Origin of the sequence: Peribacillus sp. NPDC096379 (genome assembly GCF_044762875.1) — a bacterium.
Lineage (GTDB): Bacteria > Bacillota > Bacilli > Bacillales > DSM-1321 > Peribacillus.
Genome location: NZ_JBIWFD010000004.1, coordinates 156944 through 174740, shown reverse-complemented (window position 1 = coordinate 174740; position 17797 = coordinate 156944). Strand labels below are relative to the sequence as shown.

General features: G+C 37.7%; 15 protein-coding genes and 1 other RNA gene. 14 read left to right on the top strand and 2 right to left on the bottom strand.

Annotated features, from left to right (window positions below; translation table 11 throughout):
* Position 1 precedes the first annotated feature (1 nt).
* Positions 2 to 550 (bottom strand): hypothetical protein, encoded by a 549-nt coding sequence (locus tag ACIQZI_RS18055; RefSeq protein WP_403075611.1) that lies wholly within the window; start codon positions 548 to 550, stop codon positions 2 to 4.
* A gap of 123 nt (positions 551 to 673) precedes the next feature.
* On the opposite strand from ACIQZI_RS18055, the gene secG reads away from it, so the two are divergent.
* The 6 genes from secG (at position 674) to ACIQZI_RS18025 (ending at position 5937) form a co-directional block, all read left to right on the top strand.
* Positions 674 to 907, top strand: a complete 234-nt coding sequence (gene secG / locus ACIQZI_RS18050; protein ID WP_062186041.1) for a preprotein translocase subunit SecG — start codon at positions 674 to 676, stop codon at positions 905 to 907.
* Between the two features lie 328 nt (positions 908 to 1235).
* Complete coding sequence (locus ACIQZI_RS18045; protein ID WP_403075608.1) at positions 1236 to 1982, top strand: alpha/beta hydrolase; 747 nt, start codon at positions 1236 to 1238, stop codon at positions 1980 to 1982.
* Positions 1983 to 2024: 42 nt separating this feature from the next.
* Positions 2025 to 4412 carry a ribonuclease R gene (gene rnr, locus ACIQZI_RS18040; RefSeq protein WP_403076199.1) on the top strand — a complete coding sequence of 796 codons (2388 nt, stop codon included), beginning with the start codon at positions 2025 to 2027 and terminating at the stop codon, positions 4410 to 4412.
* 186 nt (positions 4413 to 4598) lie between these two features.
* Positions 4599 to 5066, top strand: coding sequence for an SsrA-binding protein SmpB (gene smpB / locus ACIQZI_RS18035; RefSeq protein WP_062185752.1), 468 nt, complete (start codon positions 4599 to 4601; stop codon positions 5064 to 5066).
* A gap of 126 nt (positions 5067 to 5192) precedes the next feature.
* Positions 5193 to 5554, top strand: a transfer-messenger RNA (tmRNA) gene (gene ssrA / locus ACIQZI_RS18030).
* Positions 5555 to 5781: 227 nt separating this feature from the next.
* Positions 5782 to 5937, top strand: a complete 156-nt coding sequence (locus ACIQZI_RS18025; RefSeq protein ID WP_082675187.1) for a DUF1540 domain-containing protein — start codon at positions 5782 to 5784, stop codon at positions 5935 to 5937.
* Positions 5938 to 6622: 685 nt separating this feature from the next.
* Here ACIQZI_RS18025 and ACIQZI_RS18020 read toward each other — a convergent pair.
* Entirely contained in the window at positions 6623 to 7066 is a 444-nt protein-coding gene (locus tag ACIQZI_RS18020; RefSeq protein ID WP_062185754.1) for a YfmQ family protein, read from the bottom strand.
* A 746-nt stretch (positions 7067 to 7812) separates the two neighbouring features.
* On the opposite strand from ACIQZI_RS18020, the gene pdxR reads away from it, so the two are divergent.
* The 8 genes from pdxR (at position 7813) to ACIQZI_RS17980 (ending at position 17713) form a co-directional block, all read left to right on the top strand.
* The gene (pdxR, locus tag ACIQZI_RS18015) at positions 7813 to 9237 is read left to right on the top strand and encodes a MocR-like pyridoxine biosynthesis transcription factor PdxR (RefSeq protein WP_403075599.1); all 1425 of its coding nucleotides are present in this window, start codon (positions 7813 to 7815) and stop codon (positions 9235 to 9237) included.
* Positions 9238 to 9471: 234 nt separating this feature from the next.
* On the top strand, positions 9472 to 9627 hold the full coding sequence (locus ACIQZI_RS18010; RefSeq protein ID WP_082675187.1) for a DUF1540 domain-containing protein: 156 nt from the start codon (positions 9472 to 9474) through the stop codon (positions 9625 to 9627).
* 762 nt (positions 9628 to 10389) lie between these two features.
* The gene (locus ACIQZI_RS18005) at positions 10390 to 11133 is read left to right on the top strand and encodes a metal ABC transporter ATP-binding protein (RefSeq protein ID WP_403075595.1); all 744 of its coding nucleotides are present in this window, start codon (positions 10390 to 10392) and stop codon (positions 11131 to 11133) included.
* Complete coding sequence (locus tag ACIQZI_RS18000) at positions 11133 to 12005, top strand: metal ABC transporter permease (protein ID WP_403075592.1); 873 nt, start codon at positions 11133 to 11135, stop codon at positions 12003 to 12005. Before ACIQZI_RS18005 ends, ACIQZI_RS18000 begins: the two co-directional genes overlap by 1 nt.
* Before the next feature lie 448 nt (positions 12006 to 12453).
* On the top strand, positions 12454 to 13380 hold the full coding sequence (locus tag ACIQZI_RS17995) for a metal ABC transporter solute-binding protein, Zn/Mn family (protein WP_062185761.1): 927 nt from the start codon (positions 12454 to 12456) through the stop codon (positions 13378 to 13380).
* A 407-nt stretch (positions 13381 to 13787) separates the two neighbouring features.
* Positions 13788 to 14633, top strand: coding sequence for an iron uptake system protein EfeO (gene efeO, locus ACIQZI_RS17990; RefSeq protein WP_403075589.1), 846 nt, complete (start codon positions 13788 to 13790; stop codon positions 14631 to 14633).
* Positions 14634 to 14635: 2 nt separating this feature from the next.
* Complete coding sequence (gene efeB / locus ACIQZI_RS17985; RefSeq protein ID WP_403075586.1) at positions 14636 to 15937, top strand: iron uptake transporter deferrochelatase/peroxidase subunit; 1302 nt, start codon at positions 14636 to 14638, stop codon at positions 15935 to 15937.
* Positions 15938 to 15967: 30 nt separating this feature from the next.
* Positions 15968 to 17713, top strand: a complete 1746-nt coding sequence (locus tag ACIQZI_RS17980; RefSeq protein WP_403075583.1) for an FTR1 family iron permease — start codon at positions 15968 to 15970, stop codon at positions 17711 to 17713.
* Positions 17714 to 17797: the final 84 nt, after the last annotated feature.

Genomic DNA, 17797 nt, shown 5'->3' with positions numbered 1-17797 from the left:
ATTACCTGGAAACGTACTCGCGAACAATTGCTTTCTCGTATTTGTCAAGAAATAACCCAATCCATACAAACATGAGCAGGAATGCATAATTCTCCGAAATGGCCGTTTCAATCGTTGTTTGTGACCAGAAGGCGTCTAAAAAGCCACTTGAGCCACCTAATTGAAAGGCTTCATAAGCAATGAGTCCGTGTAGCGTAAGCCAAACAATCGTTAACGTGCTTGTCCCAAAACCAATGACGGCAGCGATGATACTAAAGACAATCGCTAATAAACTAATACCGACAGCGAAAAGGCCAGAATGAAAAAAATCCTGTTGAGTGAAAAAGCCATTATACAAAACGGACAGGAAAAAGATTGAACTGCATACATAGGCAAAAAACAATAAGGTTCGACTTCCTTTGAATTTTGATAAAAGAAGCAAAATGGGCGAAATTACGATAAATAGGATATTTACGATATTCATACTACCAGAGTGAAAGATGGCATATACGGCGATAATAGAAAAGAAAAGAGCGATCATATCTAATAGTCGGATGAACTTATGAAACATAGAATCCCTCATTTCGTTAGAAGATTGTTTACTTGTCCTTTTCTCCATTCGTTTATTGTAGAGAAGCCGACAATGTGGTAAAGTTAAAGCAATGCTTAATTGTTTCGGGAGGTATAATTCATGTTGCATACCGTATTGGTAACACTTTTAATTATTGTTTCAATAGGTTTGATTGCAAGTGTTCTTCTTCAATCAGGAAAAAGTGCTGGATTATCTGGTGCAATTGCCGGTGGTGCTGAACAGTTGTTTGGGAAACAAAAGGCTCGTGGTCTAGATTTAGTCTTACATCGATTAACGATTGTGCTATCTGTGTTATTCTTTATTTTGACACTAGCGGTAACGTACGTTGGATTATAATTTAAGATCTCAGAAATCGTCTGGCTTAATGGCCAGGCTTTTTTTACGGAAAGAAACAATGGTAATTTTTTCTATGTAGGTAAAACTAAGCATAAATTAGTTTCATACTCTTATACTACCCAATTAGAGTCTTTCGAATAGCTGGAATTTGCTTTTTTTGTTTTAATATTTAATAGGACGATTTAATCAAACGATTAGTTAAAAAGATAAAAGGATAGTACATATAAGGATAAATGGAGTTTTTTTCCGTTCCATCTACATGTTAATCAATCGATTGATTAAAAGAAAAATGACGTGTATTGATTAAGAATAAAGGAGTTTTTACACAATGAAAATGAAGTTACCTCAGCCTTTTTACTTTGAAGGTGGAAAGCGTGCTGTTCTTTTATTACACGGTTTTACAGGAAATTCTTCAGATGTGAGAATGCTAGGGCGCTATTTAGAAAAACGGGGGTATACAAGCCACGCTCCTCATTATAAAGGGCATGGCGTTCCACCGGAGGAACTTGTTTCAACGGGTCCTTCTGATTGGTGGAAAGACGTCATGATGGGATATGATTTTCTAAAAGCTCAAGGTCATGATGAAATTGCGGTTGCCGGCCTATCCTTGGGAGGGGTATTTTCACTAAAATTAGGTTACACTGTACCTGTAAAGGGTATTGTAACGATGTGTGCACCGATGTATTTAAAGAGTGAAGAAAAGATGTATCAAGGTGTTTTGGCATACGCAAGAGAATTTAAAAAACATGAAGGAAAAACGCCTGAACAAATTGAAATGGAAATGGAACAGTTTGCGAAGACGCCGATGAACACGCTAGAAGCATTACGAGCACTTATGGCAGATGTTCGGGATCATATCGACCATGTGTATGCTCCGACATTCGTCGTTCAAGGTAGGCATGATACGATGATTAATACAGATAGTGCCAATATTATTTATAATGAAGTGGAATCAGATAAAAAGGAACTGAAATGGTATGAAGAATCTGGTCATATCATTACATTTGATAAAGAGAAGGAACAGCTTCATGAAGACGTATATCAGTTTTTAGAAGGCTTAGACTGGTCTAAATAACCTTTAATTAATAATAAATTACCCTACTAAGGAGGGATTATGATGGAAGATCAAATCCGTGATTATATGGATAAGCTTCTTTCTTATATGAAGGAAGAAGCATACAAGCCATTAACAGTACAGGAGTTAGAAGAAGCATTAGGTATTGAAGATTCTGCTGACTTCAAAAGCTTTGTTAAAGCACTTGTGAAAATGGAGGAAAAAGGGCTTGTCATCCGCACACGTGCCAATCGTTATGGCTTGCCGCAAAAAATGAATTTAATCCGCGGAAAGTTATCTGGGCATGCGAAAGGTTTTGCATTTGTCACACCGGACGAACCTGGAAGCGATGATATTTTCATTCCGCCGAACGAAACGAAAAATGCGATGCATGGCGATATTGTTTTAGTAAGAGTAGCAACAGAAAGTTCAGGTTCTAGAAAAGAAGGTACAGTTGAAAAAATTATCGAACGGGGCATCACAGAAGTTGTCGGGACGTATTCAGAAAGCAAGAACTTTGGCTTTGTGATCCCAGATGATAAGAAAATTGCGAATGACATTTTTATTCCTAAAAATGTTTCTGGCGGTGCAGTGGAAGGTCATAAGGTCGTTGTTCGTTTAACATCGTACCCTGAAGGTAGAACGAGTGCTGAAGGAGAAGTTATTCAAATACTTGGACATAAAAATGATCCAGGTGTTGATATTTTATCCATTATTCACAAGCACGGATTACCGCTCGAATTTCCGAAGGATGTCTTGGAGCAAGCCCATGCCGTTCCTGATGCCATTTCCGAAAGCGAAATAGGCAATCGTCGTGATTTGCGAAATGAGACACTAGTAACGATTGATGGAGCCGATGCCAAAGACTTGGATGATGCTGTTACGGTGACGCAGCTTGAGAATGGCCATTATAAGCTTGGTGTACATATTGCGGATGTTAGCCATTATGTAACAGAGAATTCACCACTTGACCGTGAAGCGTTTGAAAGAGGGACGAGTGTTTATTTAGTAGACCGAGTGATTCCGATGATTCCACATCGTTTGTCAAACGGCATATGCTCATTGAATCCGAAAGTCGACCGTTTCACATTATCATGTGAAATGGAAATCAATGAAGCAGGTCAGGTCGTGAATCACGAGATTTTTGAAAGTGTGATTAAAACAACCGAACGAATGACATATGATGATGTAAGAAAAATCCTTGTCGATCAAGATGAAGCATTAATGGAACGCTATGAACCGCTCGTTCCGATGTTTCAAAATATGGAGAAATTAGCTGCGATTCTTCGTAAAAAACGAATGGAACGTGGCGCAATTGATTTTGATTTTAAAGAAGCCAGAGTTCTTGTTGATGAAGATGGACATCCGAATGATGTTGTCGTTCGCGAGCGGTCTGTTGCAGAGCGTCTTATTGAAGAATTTATGCTAGCGGCAAACGAAACAGTTGCAGAGCATTTCCATTGGCTGAAGGTTCCGTTCATTTATCGGATCCATGAAGATCCTAAGGAAGAAAAGCTACAACGATTCTTTGAATTTATTACAAACTTCGGCTATATTGTTCGGGGCAGTGCGAATTCAGTCCATCCAAGAGCATTACAATCGATTATTGAAGAAGTACAAGGCAAGCCTGAAGAGATGGTCATTTCAACCGTCATGCTAAGGTCGATGCAACAAGCAAAATATGACCCAGATAGCCTAGGACATTTTGGACTTTCTACAGAGTTCTATACACATTTTACATCGCCAATTCGTCGTTACCCAGATTTAATTGTCCATAGACTCATACGGACTTATTTGCTTGAAGGGAAAATGGATGACGCCACACAAGCGAAATGGGATGCACAGCTTGATGAAATTGCTGACCATACGTCGAAACGTGAGCGCCGTGCCGTAGATGCGGAACGTGAAACAGATGATTTGAAAAAGGCAGAATTTATGCTCGATAAAATTGGCGAAGAATTTGAAGGAATTATCAGTTCTGTTACCAATTTTGGGATGTTCGTTGAGCTTCCAAATACAATTGAAGGGCTTGTCCATGTCAGTGCGATGTCTGACGATTATTATCGCTTCGATGAAAGACAGCTAGCGATGATTGGGGAACGCAAAGCGAAAGTTTATCGAATCGGTGATGAAATCTCCATTCGTGTGGCGAATGTAAACAAAGATGAACGTGCAGTGGACTTTGAAATCCTTGGTATGATTAATAGCCGTCCGCGTATATCTGGAGAAAAGAAAATCTTTAAAGCGAATGCAGGTACCAGCAGGCGTCGTAAAGGGGATCATCAAGACGACAGTAAAGGTGGAAACCGTAGAGGTAGTAGTCAAGGCGGCAGAAAACGAAGTGCAACGAGCAGTGAAGGATCGGGATCTGCACGTAAATCGAAAAAGAAGAAAAAATTCTTCGAAAATGCTCCGGCTGCTAAACGGAAGAAGAAACCGAAAAAGAGATAAAATGAAACTCCAATTAGAGGGAGTTTTGACTTTCCGTTAATGCGGGATAAAATGTAGGGAAGCTGTCCCAAAAACGGTCAGAGCCTGCAACTATACATTGTCAGCTGAATAACACTAAAACTATGTATGGAATGCAGGTTTAACCCCTTTTGGGACGCGGACTAGTTTTTTGAAGGGGAGATCAAGATGCCAAAAGGCACAGGAAAGCAATTAGCACAAAATAAAAAAGCTTATCATGACTATTTTATAGAAGAAACGTTTGAAGCAGGAATCGTGCTGCAAGGAACAGAAATTAAAGCCATTCGTGCTGGCAAGGCGAATCTTAAAGATTCCTTTGCGAAGATTGAAAGAGGAGAGCTCTATTTACACAATATGCATGTCAGCCCGTATGAGCAGGGAAACCGTTATAACCATGATCCGCTCCGTACGAGAAAGCTGCTACTTCACCGTAAAGAAATCAATAAGCTGATCGGAGAAACGAAGGAAACAGGGTACACAATCGTTCCATTGAAAGTATATTTGAAGAATGGTTTTGCCAAAGTGTTAATCGGACTTGGTAAAGGGAAGAAGCAATATGATAAGCGTGAAGATTTGAAAAGGAAAGAAGCGAAACGAGACATTGAGCGTGCATTTAGAGATCGGCAAAAGATGTAGGTATTTGCAAAACCTTACAATTGATTTTCTCGTGGAATCTGCTATAATAAATCTTGTACCGATGATGACAACTGAATATCAGCAAAAAGCTTTTGATTCATCTCTCGTACGCTCCATTCTTATATTGGGGACGCTACGGATTCGACAGGGATAGTTCGAGCTTAGGTTGCGAGTCGAGGGGATCGGCCTCGTTAAAACGTCAACGCCTATAACTGGCAAACAAAACAACAACTTCGCTTTCGCTGCTTAATAACAGTCGATAGCGGTTCCTCCCTCCATGGCCCATGTGGTAGGGTAAGGGACTCACTCTAAGTGGGCTACGCCGGATTCCACCGTCTGAGGATGAAGGAAGAGACCAATCAGACTAGCTGCTCTGCCGCCTGTCGATAGGCAAATGAGTAAGCGAAACAATAATATGTCGACTACACTCGTAGAAGCTTAAGTGCCGTTATGTCTGGACGTGGGTTCGATTCCCACCGTCTCCACCAAATACATATTGTTGGTGGCTAAATACGAATTGATACACGGACTTGCCGATTATGGCAAGTCCGTTTTTATTGTGAAGCTGGAGGTAATTTTTCTAAAAAGTTATAGATGCAACTCTGGGACTTATCTAACAATGATTTGAATACATGTAAAGATACTTAAAACGTTAGATATGTAGTATTAACTTTCTCGATTTTGTTAAAGATAACAAAGGAGGGGGTGTGATACCATGGCTCAAGATGTTCTATGTGAGGTAAATAACTGTCAGTATTGGAGTTCTGGAAACCACTGTCAAGCAGAATCTATTTACGTAGTAAGTAATAAGGGCAAACACGCATCCAATAGTGAAGAAACGGATTGCAAAACATTTGTACCTGAAGTTTAAGTAAAGATTGAGGGGATGTCCGATGGGTCTAGCCGAGCACACAACAAACAGTTTATCCACTACAGTGTAAATTGTTTGTCGTAGTTGTGGGGTCGATCTATCTAGGACATCCTTTTCCTATTTATAGTATTGATAATAACTATCATTTTCATTCAGACTAATGGAAATTATTTTTAAAAGGCTTTATCCCGTATTAACGGAAAGTCAAGACCCCACTTCAAGGCTTAGAGGAATCGAAGAAGCGTTAGGACAACTGCCCGTAATCTAGTTGTGGCTCCTAGCCCGTCTGAGGTCATAATAAGCTGTAATACTCTGTGGCAAACTACGCCACAGAGTATTACAGCTTATGCTTGTCGGACTACCACAGGATGTGATGGCGTCTCTGTTGCTCACAGGACGTGATCGATCTTAGGAGACGTTCCTTGTACCAGTCGCCTTGCTTTTTAATGTAAAAGCCCGATTGGTGAGATACAGTGAAACTTACCGAGAGTTGCGCAGAGGTTTAGTTGAGGCTCACAGGATGTGGGTCACACAAACATTGCCGCAGGACGCGGCGCACTTAGTCTGTGATTCATTGATTCGGGTCCGTACTGTCGATTGATCGAAGCTGTCGCTGCGATCTTAGCGACAGTAGAACGGGATTAACAAAGAAACCCCCACTGATTGAAGTTTCACTTTATTACATTTATGCTAATCCCTTAGTTGACATAGTAAATGTTTGTAGATTATCAGAACTAAGACTATAAGAAACAACTTTCTCTTTGTACTGCTTGACTACATCAACGTGATTATCGTAATTATAAACAAAGAAATTAACATCTTTTTTGCCTTTTTTTACGTTGATGACAAATGGAGTAACATTAGTCTCTGGATGTAAAAATAATTTTTCATTGCCTGGAAATATATAATATTTTTTTAAAAAGTTAGCTTCATTAAAATAGTCAGTAAATCTAACTTTTTCTTCCTCTTTTAAATTCTTTCCGTTAAATGTTACAGTAACCTCTTTTGAATCAAGTTTTGGATGAAGTTCAAATTTACCTATGACCCATCCCACCATTGCACTTGGAGGACTAAGTAAAAATTTGAGAATAAATCCAATTACTAAACTAATAACAACAGTCCATGTCATATTATATTAACTCCTTTTTTAGTTCCAGTGAAAATGAAATCGTTTTGATCGTTTAACTGATTCACTATTGTTGATTTTTATAATAAAGACACCAATTTTAAAATGCAATTAAATATGAGATGTGTCACTAATTGTTCAAATAAGAAAAACTTTTTTTTACCGGATATTTAGCTGTTTAATCGGGTTCTAAAATCTTTAAATAACTTGATATATGGGCTTTTATTAATAGCTAAATATGAAGGGAAATGGTGTAAACAATCAAGTGGATGGTAAAATTCATTAAAAAGTGGATGGGTACAAGTGTTGCAAATTATTTTATAGTGATAAATTAGATGAAATATTATATATGGGCATTTTGATAGAACTTTTTATTCCGCTTTAACGGGCAGTAAACCCCCCCCACTGATTGAAGGTTCACTTTATAAAAATACAATAAAGAAGTGGACTATGAAAATGTTGATTGCTTTTGTCGGATCAGTATGGGAAGTGAGTAAGAGTAACAAAAATTATAGTGGCTCTACTAAAAAAATATTACAAACTTAACATTCATATATGTCATCGTTATTCTATTGTCTATCATTGCACTTGGTGCGTATATTAGTTTTTCCGTTTAGTAGAAATTAACGTAAATAACCTATTAGTCGTGATGACTCAATAGGTTATTTATAATGATTGAATCTAAGATAAAAGTAAGGAGAATTAGGGTACAATATTTAAAAAGAGTTTTTAAAAAGGGATGCAAATAAATGGACTGGAACATTGATCGAAAAGCTAAAAAACCGATTTATAAACAAATTGCTGAGTATATTGAGAATGGCATTGCTGATGGAACTTTCCCCCCAGATAAACCTCTACCCTCTGAGAGATACTTAGCGAAAGAGCTAAATATAAATAGGAGTACTGTTGTAGCCGCATATGATGAGCTTGAATCAAATGGTCTCATTCAACGTAATCATGGAAGTGGTACCACTATAAGTAAGGATATATGGGGGATAACTAAAAAACGTATACCTAGTTGGAACAGATACATTGAAGCAGGTTCATTTTTACCTAATCTACCGGTTACTCAAAGAATACGTAAAGAGATGGAAGAGCAAAAATTAATCAATTTAGCCAGTGGTGAATTATCGGAGGACCTCTTTCCAGTGAACGCCTTAAGGGAAATTACTTCAACTCGGTCTTTTATCGGTAGGCTAGGTTATGATCATCCACAGGGTAATGCAGTATTAAGGACTACCATTACAAAGCATGTGAAGGGATTCCGAAATATTGAAACAAATCCATCATCCATACTTATTACTTCTGGAGCACAACAAGCTTTACACCTAGTCGTTCAATGCTTATTAAAGCCTGGTGATGCAGTGGTGATTGAAGATCCGTCCTATCATTATAATCTCCCAATATTTAAATCAGCAGGTTTAAAAATTTTATATTTACCAGTAAATGACAATGGTATAGATCCTAATGAGTTACTGGAATTACATAAAAAACATCGTATAAGAATGATATTTTTAAATCCAGCTTTTCAAAATCCAACTGGAACTTTGCTAAAAGAGAGTCAGCAGAAAGCGATTTTAGAAATATCATCAGAACATGGAATTCCTGTTGTGGAAGACGATCCGTATAGTTTAACGTCTTTTAAAGGAGAAGAAGTTTCAACATTAAAATCTCTGGATAAACACGGAAATGTTCTATATATTAGTTCTTTATCGAAGTTCGTAGCATCAGGTTTAAGAATTGGCTGGATTATAGGACCACGATCGGTAATAGAGAGATTATCTGATGCTAAACAACAAATTGATTTTGGACATGCTAGCTTTACCCAATGGATCGCTAACGATTTTTTAGAATCAGAGCATTTTCATTCTCATCTCAAGAAATTAGTAAAGGAATTAGAAAAGCGGCGCAATCAAATTGTATCAAGTTTTAATTATTTTCTAAAAGATCAAGTGGAGTTTACTATTCCTCAAGGTGGAATCCATATTTGGTGCCAATTAAAAAGAGATGTGGATGAAATGAAATTATTGGAAAATGCTATAAATCGAGGAGTTATTTATGTTCCCGGGTCTATGATGGGAACTAAAAAATGTTATGCACGATTCACTTTTGCTAGAGAGAATGAAGAGAACATAAATGAAGGAATAAAAAGGTTTGCAGATGCACTCAAATAAAGCCAGATGAAAAAAGAGGCGGGACTTCGCAAAATCAGCGCAGATACCCACCTTCGTAAGGTGATGCAATTGGAGAACCTGAATTCTTTTCATCGTTGGGTTGCGTGTAGTCGCTCATGGATGTTTTTTATGGTCTAGGAGTAAATTGGATGGGCGATCATCCAAAATGAGTTTACGCAATAGTATTAACTTTCCTAATTTTGTTAAAGATAACAAAGGAGGGGGTGTGATACCATGGCTCAAGATGTTCTATGTGAGGTAAATAACTGTCAGTATTGGAGTTCGGGAAACCATTGTCAAGCAGAATCTATTTACGTAGTAAGTAATAAGGGCAAACACGCATCCAATAGTGAAGAAACGGATTGCAAAACATTTGTACCTGAAGTTTAAGTAAAGATTGAGGGGATGTCCAATGGGTCTAGCCGAGCACACAACAAACAGTTTATCCACTACAGTGTAAATTGTTTGTCGTAGTTGTGGGGTTGATCTATCTAGGACATCCTTTTCCTATTTATAGTATTGATAATAACTATTATTTTCATTCAGGCTAATGGAAATTATTTTTAAAAGGCTTTATCGACTTTTAAATTTATCCTAAATGAATTCCACAAAATTAGTATGTATTGTTATTTCCAAAATGCAGCCTAAAGAAGGATAATTAAATACAAGAGATGTAATGAGGGTCTGACTCGCACTCTAAATCAGTATGTAGGAACGCTTATCCTATACTGTATTTAGTTGTTGCTGGGTCTGACCCTTTTTTTGATCTACTTTTTCCCGTATTTCTTCCTATGTTTTTTTATTAACTGGAGTAATTTCTTTTTCATTTTAGAACCATTCGCTTTTATAATGTGAAATCTTAAAAGTTTGTCATTAATTAATCTCTTCTATTGTCAACAAAATAGATATCTAATACCGTTCAAACAAAAATCTGTAAACAATAATACGTTATTTAATTTAAAATTATCAAATTATTGTTTACAAAATGACAAGAGCATAATATTATATAAAGTATAAAAGTTTCCCAAGGGAAACAAACTTGATGTTGAGTTAAATATTTATGCTTGGTCTAAAAAAATAACCCTAGCTATAATCTATGACTAAAGGAAAGACCTTTTATAGAACATAATGAAGTGGGGAGTTGTCTACAAAATGACATATGCAATGTCTGTTCAAAATTTATTTGTTTCATATCATGGCGAGGAAGCTTTGCATGATATAAACTTCACCATTGAAAAAGGAAAATTGGTTGGAATTATCGGACCAAATGGAGCAGGGAAGTCTACACTACTTAAATCTTTGCTTGAACTTATTCCAAAAGATCAAGGTACAGTTGAAGTGTTTGGTAAATCAATCAATGAGATGCGTAAAAAAATTGCTTATGTTCCACAACGAAGTGATATGGATTGGACCTTCCCGATATCAGTGATTGATACAGTTCTTCTTGGAACTTACCCAGGTTTAGGCGTATTTCGCCGTCCAAACAAGAAACATAGAGAATGGGCCTACCACTGTTTAGAAAAGGTGGGAATGGAGAAATTTAGCCAGCGGCAAATTGGCGAGCTTTCCGGTGGACAGCAGCAGCGTGTTTTCCTTGCGAGAGCGTTAGCGCAGAAAGCCGATTTATTTTGTCTAGATGAGCCATTCGTCGGGATTGATATAACAAGTGAGGAAACGATCGTGAGAATTTTAAAAGAATTACGTGACGAGGGAAAGTCCGTGTTTGTAGTCCATCATGATTTGAGTAAAGCAAATACGTATTTTGATGAACTTATATTATTAAATAAGGAGCTGATTGATGTAGGCCCTGTTAGTGAGGTATTTCGTCCTGAAATTATGATGAAAGCTTACGAATCACAACTTACATTTATGAAACAAAATGAGGTGACCGTCTAATGGAGTTTATCCATGCATTATTGGAATATACATTTTTACAAAAGGCTTTATTAACTTCGGTAATGGTCGGGATTATATGTGGTGTGATTGGCTGTTTTATTATTCTAAGGGGAATGGCATTGATGGGAGATGCTATATCACATGCCGTGTTACCAGGGGTCGCTATTTCTTACATGCTAGGTATTAACTTTTTCTTTGGGGCAGTGTTAACTGGAGTACTAACTGCCGTTGGAATTGGATATGTCAGTCAAAATAGCCGAATAAAAAATGATGCTGCAATCGGCATTATTTTCACAGCATTTTTTGCGATTGGGATTATTCTTATATCATTGGTCAAAAGCTCGACGGATCTTTATCATATATTATTTGGCAATGTGCTGGCCGTCCGTTCTTCTGACATGTGGATCACATTAGTTATTGGGATTATCATTCTTGCAGCGGTCTACGCCTTCTATAAAGAGTTGCTTGTAAGTTCTTTCGATCCAACTATGTCAGCAGCATACGGACTACCCAATCGATTAATTCACTACTTCTTAATGACATTATTAACGATGGTGACAGTCGCTTCATTACAGACTGTAGGGGTCATCCTCGTCGTTGCGATGTTAATTACACCTGCTGCAACAGCCTATCTATTGACAAATCGCTTATCAGTCATGATTTTCATGTCAGCAGCATTTGGAGCAATATCAGCAATTTTCGGTTTGTTTTTAAGTCTTATTTACAACGTAGCCTCTGGAGCGGCAATCGTCTTGGTAAGTACATTTCTCTTTGCTTTGGCATTTATATTCTCGCCTAAGCAAGGCGTGCTGTTTAGAACCATTAGAGCAAGAAAGGCGAAATCTGTACTTCGAGATAAGTCACTCTCTTAAAGGATAAAGTGAAACTTCAATCAGTGGGGCTCAGCCCCACTGATTGTTAGTCCCGTTCTACTGTCGCTAAGATCGCAGCAAACGATTCGATCAATCGACAGTACGAACCCAATTCAATGAATCACAGACTAAGTACGCCGTGTCCTCATGGCTTCGTCTGTGAGACCCACATCCTGTGGGCCTCAACTAAATCGCTGAAGATCACAGCGGTAAGTTTCACTGTATCTCACCAATCGGGCTTTACTTCAAAAAGTGAGGCGACTGCCCAGCCGCAACAAGCGTAAGATGGAATACGGCGTGGCGTAGTTTGCCACAGCGTATCACAGCTTATGACCTCAGACGGGCTAGGAGCCGCAACTAGATTGGGCAGGTATCCCCCTCTCCACTTCTTCGATTACTGTCCGTTAATGCGGAATAAATAAAAAGTAAAAATAAGGAGGAGAACGTAATGAAAAAAATCGGATTATTATTTTTAGTTGCACTATTCGTAATCAGTGGATGCTCACCTAAAGCGAACACGTCAACGAAGGGTAAGGATGATAGAATAAAAGTAGTCACAACTTACTCCATTCTTTACGATATTGTAAAGAATGTCGGAGGTGACAAAGTCGATATTTACAGCATTGTTCCTGTTGGAACGGACCCACATGAGTATGATCCATTGCCAAGAGATGTTCAAAAAACAGCGGATGCTGATATCGTATTTTCTAATGGATTGAATTTAGAAACGGGAAATGGTTGGTTTGATCGACTGCTAGAAACAACAGATAAGAACGGAAAAGATGCACCTGTATATGTATTAAGTAAGGGAGTTGAACCACAATATCTAACTTCCAAAGGCAAGGAATCAGAACAGGATCCTCATGCTTGGCTAAATATAGAAAACGGGATTAAATACGCTGAAAACGCTCGTGATGTTTTAGTAAAAAAAGACCCTGATAATAAAGAGACCTATGAAAAAAACGCTGAAAATTATATTAGCGAACTACAAAAGCTGCATGATGATGCAGTTAGTCGATTTTCTGATATTCCAAAAAATCGACGTATTTTAGTGACAAGTGAAGGTGCGTTCAAGTATTTCTCAGCTGCTTATGGACTTGAAGGTCAATATATTTGGGAAATCAATACGGAAAACCAAGGGACACCAGATCAAATGAAACGAATCGTTGATATTGTAAAGGATAAGGAAGTACCTGCATTATTTGTAGAAACAAGTGTTGATCCGCGAAGCATGGAAAGTCTTTCAGACGAAACTGGAGTTAACATTAAAGGTAAGGTCTTTACCGATTCAACAGGAAAACCAGGTGAAGATGGCGATAGTTACCTGAAAATGATGGAATGGAATTTAGATATGATTCACGGTGGATTAGAATAATAAAGCGCGAATTAGTTCTATAGTTCGGGATAGTTGCTTGCGATATAACAAAAAGCTCCTCCTAGGTGTTTGAATAAATATGGTTCGCTAACCAATATTCAAACACTAGGAGGAGTTTTTATGTCAAAAGATAAATTCATTTTTAGTATACACAACATAATATTGTAACTACCATATTGTTTTCGCAGCAAAGTACAGAAGGTAGATATATATGAAAAAATCAAAAAAAGATATAGATCGGATATGAAGAAAGCTATACTGCATCGTGAGTAATAAATGCGATTGTGGTTTTTGTATATCTTTATAAAAATAATGGTAGTTATCAGAAAAAGTTGAAAATTAGTAGCGCCGTTGTATAATATAGTGAGAATGATTTTCAATATAAGTGAAAAGGGGAATTATAGTTTATGAGAATGTTTGGATTATCTTCCGTTTTATTAATATCTATGAGTCTTTTATTTGGTTGTTCAGCGAATGAACAAACTCCAAAAAAAGATACAAAATCAAAAGAAACTGCTGCTCCAGCCGCCGATCTAGAAGATGTAACAAAGGCTTATCGAGAATTTGCAATAGGTGAAATTAGTCAATTTGTTAAAGCGACAGAAGAGTTTACAGAAGCAGTAAAAAGTGGAGATATTGAAAAAGCGAAAGAATTGTATCCAACAGCGCGGATGTATTATGAACGTTCAGAGCCGATTGCCGAAGTATTTGGCGATCTCGATCCGAAAATCGATGCACGTGAAGGGGATGTTCCAGAAGAAGAATGGACTGGTTATCACCGAATCGAAAAGGGGTTATGGGAAGAAAACACAACAAAAGGGTATGAAGAATACGCTGATCAATTGTTGAAGGATACAAAGCTGCTTCGTGCAAAAGTTGAAACGGTAGAAGTAACACCAGATGTGCTAATTACAGGTGCTGTGGATTTATTAAATGAAGTATCTACTTCAAAAGTTACTGGTGAAGAAGATCGCTATTCACATACTGATTTATATGATTTTGCTGCCAATGTCCAAGGAGCTGAGAAAATCTATGAATTGCTACAATCCGATTTAGCGAAAAAAGATCAAGCCCTTTCGGAAAAAATTGGCGAACATTTTAACCAAGTCAACCAATTACTTGAAAAACATAAAAAAGATGATAAATATATTCTTTACACAGAATTACAGGATTCTGAGATTAAAGAGTTAAGCCAAGCGATCGATGTTTTAGCTGAACCATTATCACAGCTGGGCATTGTTATGGAGGGATAAAATTGTCCGATTCATCCAAGAAACCAGATAAGGAACCCACATTTTTGGATAAGCCAGTGACACGTAGAAATGTCTTAAAATATACAGGCATAGGTAGCCTTGGGGCCCTACTTGGGGCTTCTAGTCTTGGTGGTGTCTTTGCTATGACGAATCAAGCGCCATCTAAGACTGGAAAAGCTGATCAAAATGAAATTATTCCTTTTTATGGGGAACATCAAGCCGGGATTATAACAGAGGCGCAAAATAATGTTTATTTCGTTTCTATGGACGTAATAACTACGAAGAAAGAAGAGTTAAGACTGTTATTTAAGGAATGGACAGAAGCAGTCGCGCTGATGACAGCTGGAAATCCAGTTGGGGAGCCATCTACGAATCATTACATGCCACCGAAAGATACGGGTGAAGTGATGGGTCTTTCACCTGCGAATTTAACAATAACTTTTGGAGTTGGTCCCAGCCTATTTGTTTTGGACGGTAAGGATCGCTTTGGGCTAAAACATAAACAACCAAAGGAATTAGTTGACTTACCGAAATTCCCATTTGATTCATTGGAAAAAGAATGGACTGGTGGAGATTTATGTGTTCAAGCATGTGCTGATGATCCACAAGTTGCATTTCATGCTGTACGAAATTTAGTACGCATTGCAAGAGGGAAAGCAACGATTCGTTGGACACAAGAAGGGTTTCAACGTTCAAAGCAATCCGACCCAAAACAGGAAACGCCGCGCAATTTATTTGGGTTCAAAGATGGAATTGTAAATCCTGATATAAAGAATAACCAAGAAATGGACAAGGGCATTTGGGTTCAACCCGATGACGGACCAAATTGGCTTGAAGGCGGATCTTATTTAATTGTGAGAAGAATTCAAATGTATATTGAAGTATGGGATCGTTCCACTTTAAAGGATCAAGAGGAAACATTTGGACGTTATCGAGAAAGTGGTGCACCGTTAGGCCAGAAACTAGAAAAGGATCCCGTTAATCTTGAATTAAAGGATCAGAGTGGAAAACTTATGATTCCGGAAAATGCCCATGTACGGCTAGCAAAAGGTGATGGAAAGCAAGTGATTCTTCGCCGCCCTTATTCCTATACAAATGGAATGGATGCGAAAACAGGGAGCTTTGATGCAGGATTACTATTTATTTGTTTTCAACGCGAGCCTAGTAAACAATTTATTCCTATGCAGCAACGCCTCGCGAAAATGGATAAATTAAATGAATATACTGTCCACAAAGGAAGTGCAATTTTTGCTTGTTTACCAGGAACATCATTAGGCGGTTTCATAGGGGAAACATTATTCTAGATTAAAATGTCCGTGGAAGAAGGAATGTCTATGCGATCAGTAATTTTTCGGAAATGCTGGATCTTACTATTTATCGTATTGCTCAGTTTTGTAAAATCACCATCGATTTTAGCAGCAGAAAATCATGATGAGTTATTTATCTTTATTGGTGATGCCTTAATGGATACTAAGGATGCCAAATGGGAGTCTGTTCTTGACTCTATGGAACAATTTGAACAAGAGTGGAATTCTATTAAAAAGTCGGATAGTCCGTTTGCGGAAAAAGTTGATACCCAATTGACTACAGTAAATTCCACTTTAAAACATAAGGATCAGCAAGCGGTAAATCAGGTACTTTCTGATTTATCAAAAGCTGTTCAAAAATATGATACTGAGCAAAATCCAGTGAACAATGAGAAGGAAAAAGTGAACGTAAAACGGCTACTTCCAATAGTGGAAAACATGCAAAAAACCGTTGATACAGGCGATTTTATCAAAGTAAACGAGGAGTATAAAGCTTTCCTCTCTGAATGGAATTCCAATGAGCTCATTGTTCGAAATGAGAGTGTCGTCTCTTATGGAGAAATCGAAAAGCAGTCAGCCTTTTTGCGGATTGCTATCACGCAAGATCCTCCGAATCAGCAAAAAGCGTTGTCGGCATTGAATGATTTAAAGATGGCGATAAGCAATTTTCTAAGTGGAAATGTTCAAAAAAAGTCAACGGATACGCATAAGTTAAATGATGGCTTACATTTATTAAACAGTGCCGAAAAAAAAATTCAAGATCAGGAATTTAACGGAGCCATTTCTGACCTGAACGAATTTTTAACAATATGGCCCATGATTGAAGGAGAAGTACGAACAAAGAATAACCAGTTGTACAATGACATTGAAATGAATGTTCCAATGATTATTAGTATAATTAGTTCCAAAGAGATTGATACAAATAAGGCTGAATCGATGACGAATGACCTTATTGATCGAATTGGTTTGGTTATGGAGAATACTAGTTACTCAGCATGGGATGCAGCGCTTATTTTATTGAGAGAAGGTCTAGAAGCACTTTTGATCATTGCAACATTGGTGGCATTTCTTAAGACTACAAATCAAGCAAATAAACAAAAGTGGGTTTGGGGAGGCGTAGCAGCTGGGGTTTTCGCAAGTGGAATTATAGCGATCATCATTAATCTTATTTTTTCAAAAATAACCGCTGCTTCAAGTCGTGAATATATTGAAGGAATTACAGGGATCGTCGCCGTACTAATGATGCTAACGGTAGGAGCATGGTTACACAACAAGACGAACATCAGAAATTGGAATCAGTATCTGGATCGACAAATGAAACAAGCAGTTGCAACGGGGAGCTTATTCTCTTTTAGTCTCATTAGCTTTCTATCAATTTTCAGAGAAGGGGCAGAGACCATCATTTTTTATGCCGGAATGGCACCAGAAATGAGCATGAGCCAGTTATTACTAGGAATCGTTTCTGCTTTACTCCTATTGATTGTAATTGGATATATCATTATTCGGTTTAGTGTCAAAATACCAATTCGTCTGTTTTTTATCATTGCTACACTGCTCATTTATTTCTTTGCTTTTAAAATTCTTGGTGTTAGCATTCACGCATTACAAATCGCGAATGTCATACCTACAAATCCTATCAAGTCATTTGTATTTATTCAATCGATAGGTATTTATCCTACATTTGAAACAATCATCCCACAAGTGGTTCTGCTAGTATTTATTATCGTTGCTGCGATATGGGTACGAATACAGAATCGGGTAAAAATGGTGTAACCAGATTATCTTATGGATAATCTGGTTTTATTTCATTTGAATGAAAAGAAAAGAAATCTTCAAGTTTATTTGCCTGTTTCCCCC

Excerpts from the sequence above, each read along its gene's own strand:
- ACIQZI_RS18055 (WP_403075611.1), bottom strand. The coding sequence starts at position 550 with ATGTTTCATAAGTTCATCCGACTATTAGATATGATCGCTCTTTTCTTT.
- ACIQZI_RS18005 (WP_403075595.1), top strand. The coding sequence starts at position 10,390 with ATGACATATGCAATGTCTGTTCAAAATTTATTTGTTTCATATCATGGC.
- pdxR (WP_403075599.1), top strand. The coding sequence starts at position 7,813 with ATGGACTGGAACATTGATCGAAAAGCTAAAAAACCGATTTATAAACAA.
- ACIQZI_RS17995 (WP_062185761.1), top strand. The coding sequence starts at position 12,454 with ATGAAAAAAATCGGATTATTATTTTTAGTTGCACTATTCGTAATCAGT.
- ACIQZI_RS17980 (WP_403075583.1), top strand. The coding sequence starts at position 15,968 with ATGCGATCAGTAATTTTTCGGAAATGCTGGATCTTACTATTTATCGTA.
- ACIQZI_RS18045 (WP_403075608.1), top strand. The coding sequence starts at position 1,236 with ATGAAAATGAAGTTACCTCAGCCTTTTTACTTTGAAGGTGGAAAGCGT.
- rnr (WP_403076199.1), top strand. The coding sequence starts at position 2,025 with ATGGAAGATCAAATCCGTGATTATATGGATAAGCTTCTTTCTTATATG.
- ACIQZI_RS18025 (WP_082675187.1), top strand. The coding sequence starts at position 5,782 with ATGGCTCAAGATGTTCTATGTGAGGTAAATAACTGTCAGTATTGGAGT.
- ACIQZI_RS18020 (WP_062185754.1), bottom strand. The coding sequence starts at position 7,066 with ATGACATGGACTGTTGTTATTAGTTTAGTAATTGGATTTATTCTCAAA.
- efeO (WP_403075589.1), top strand. The coding sequence starts at position 13,788 with ATGAGAATGTTTGGATTATCTTCCGTTTTATTAATATCTATGAGTCTT.
- ACIQZI_RS18000 (WP_403075592.1), top strand. The coding sequence starts at position 11,133 with ATGGAGTTTATCCATGCATTATTGGAATATACATTTTTACAAAAGGCT.
- ACIQZI_RS18010 (WP_082675187.1), top strand. The coding sequence starts at position 9,472 with ATGGCTCAAGATGTTCTATGTGAGGTAAATAACTGTCAGTATTGGAGT.
- smpB (WP_062185752.1), top strand. The coding sequence starts at position 4,599 with ATGCCAAAAGGCACAGGAAAGCAATTAGCACAAAATAAAAAAGCTTAT.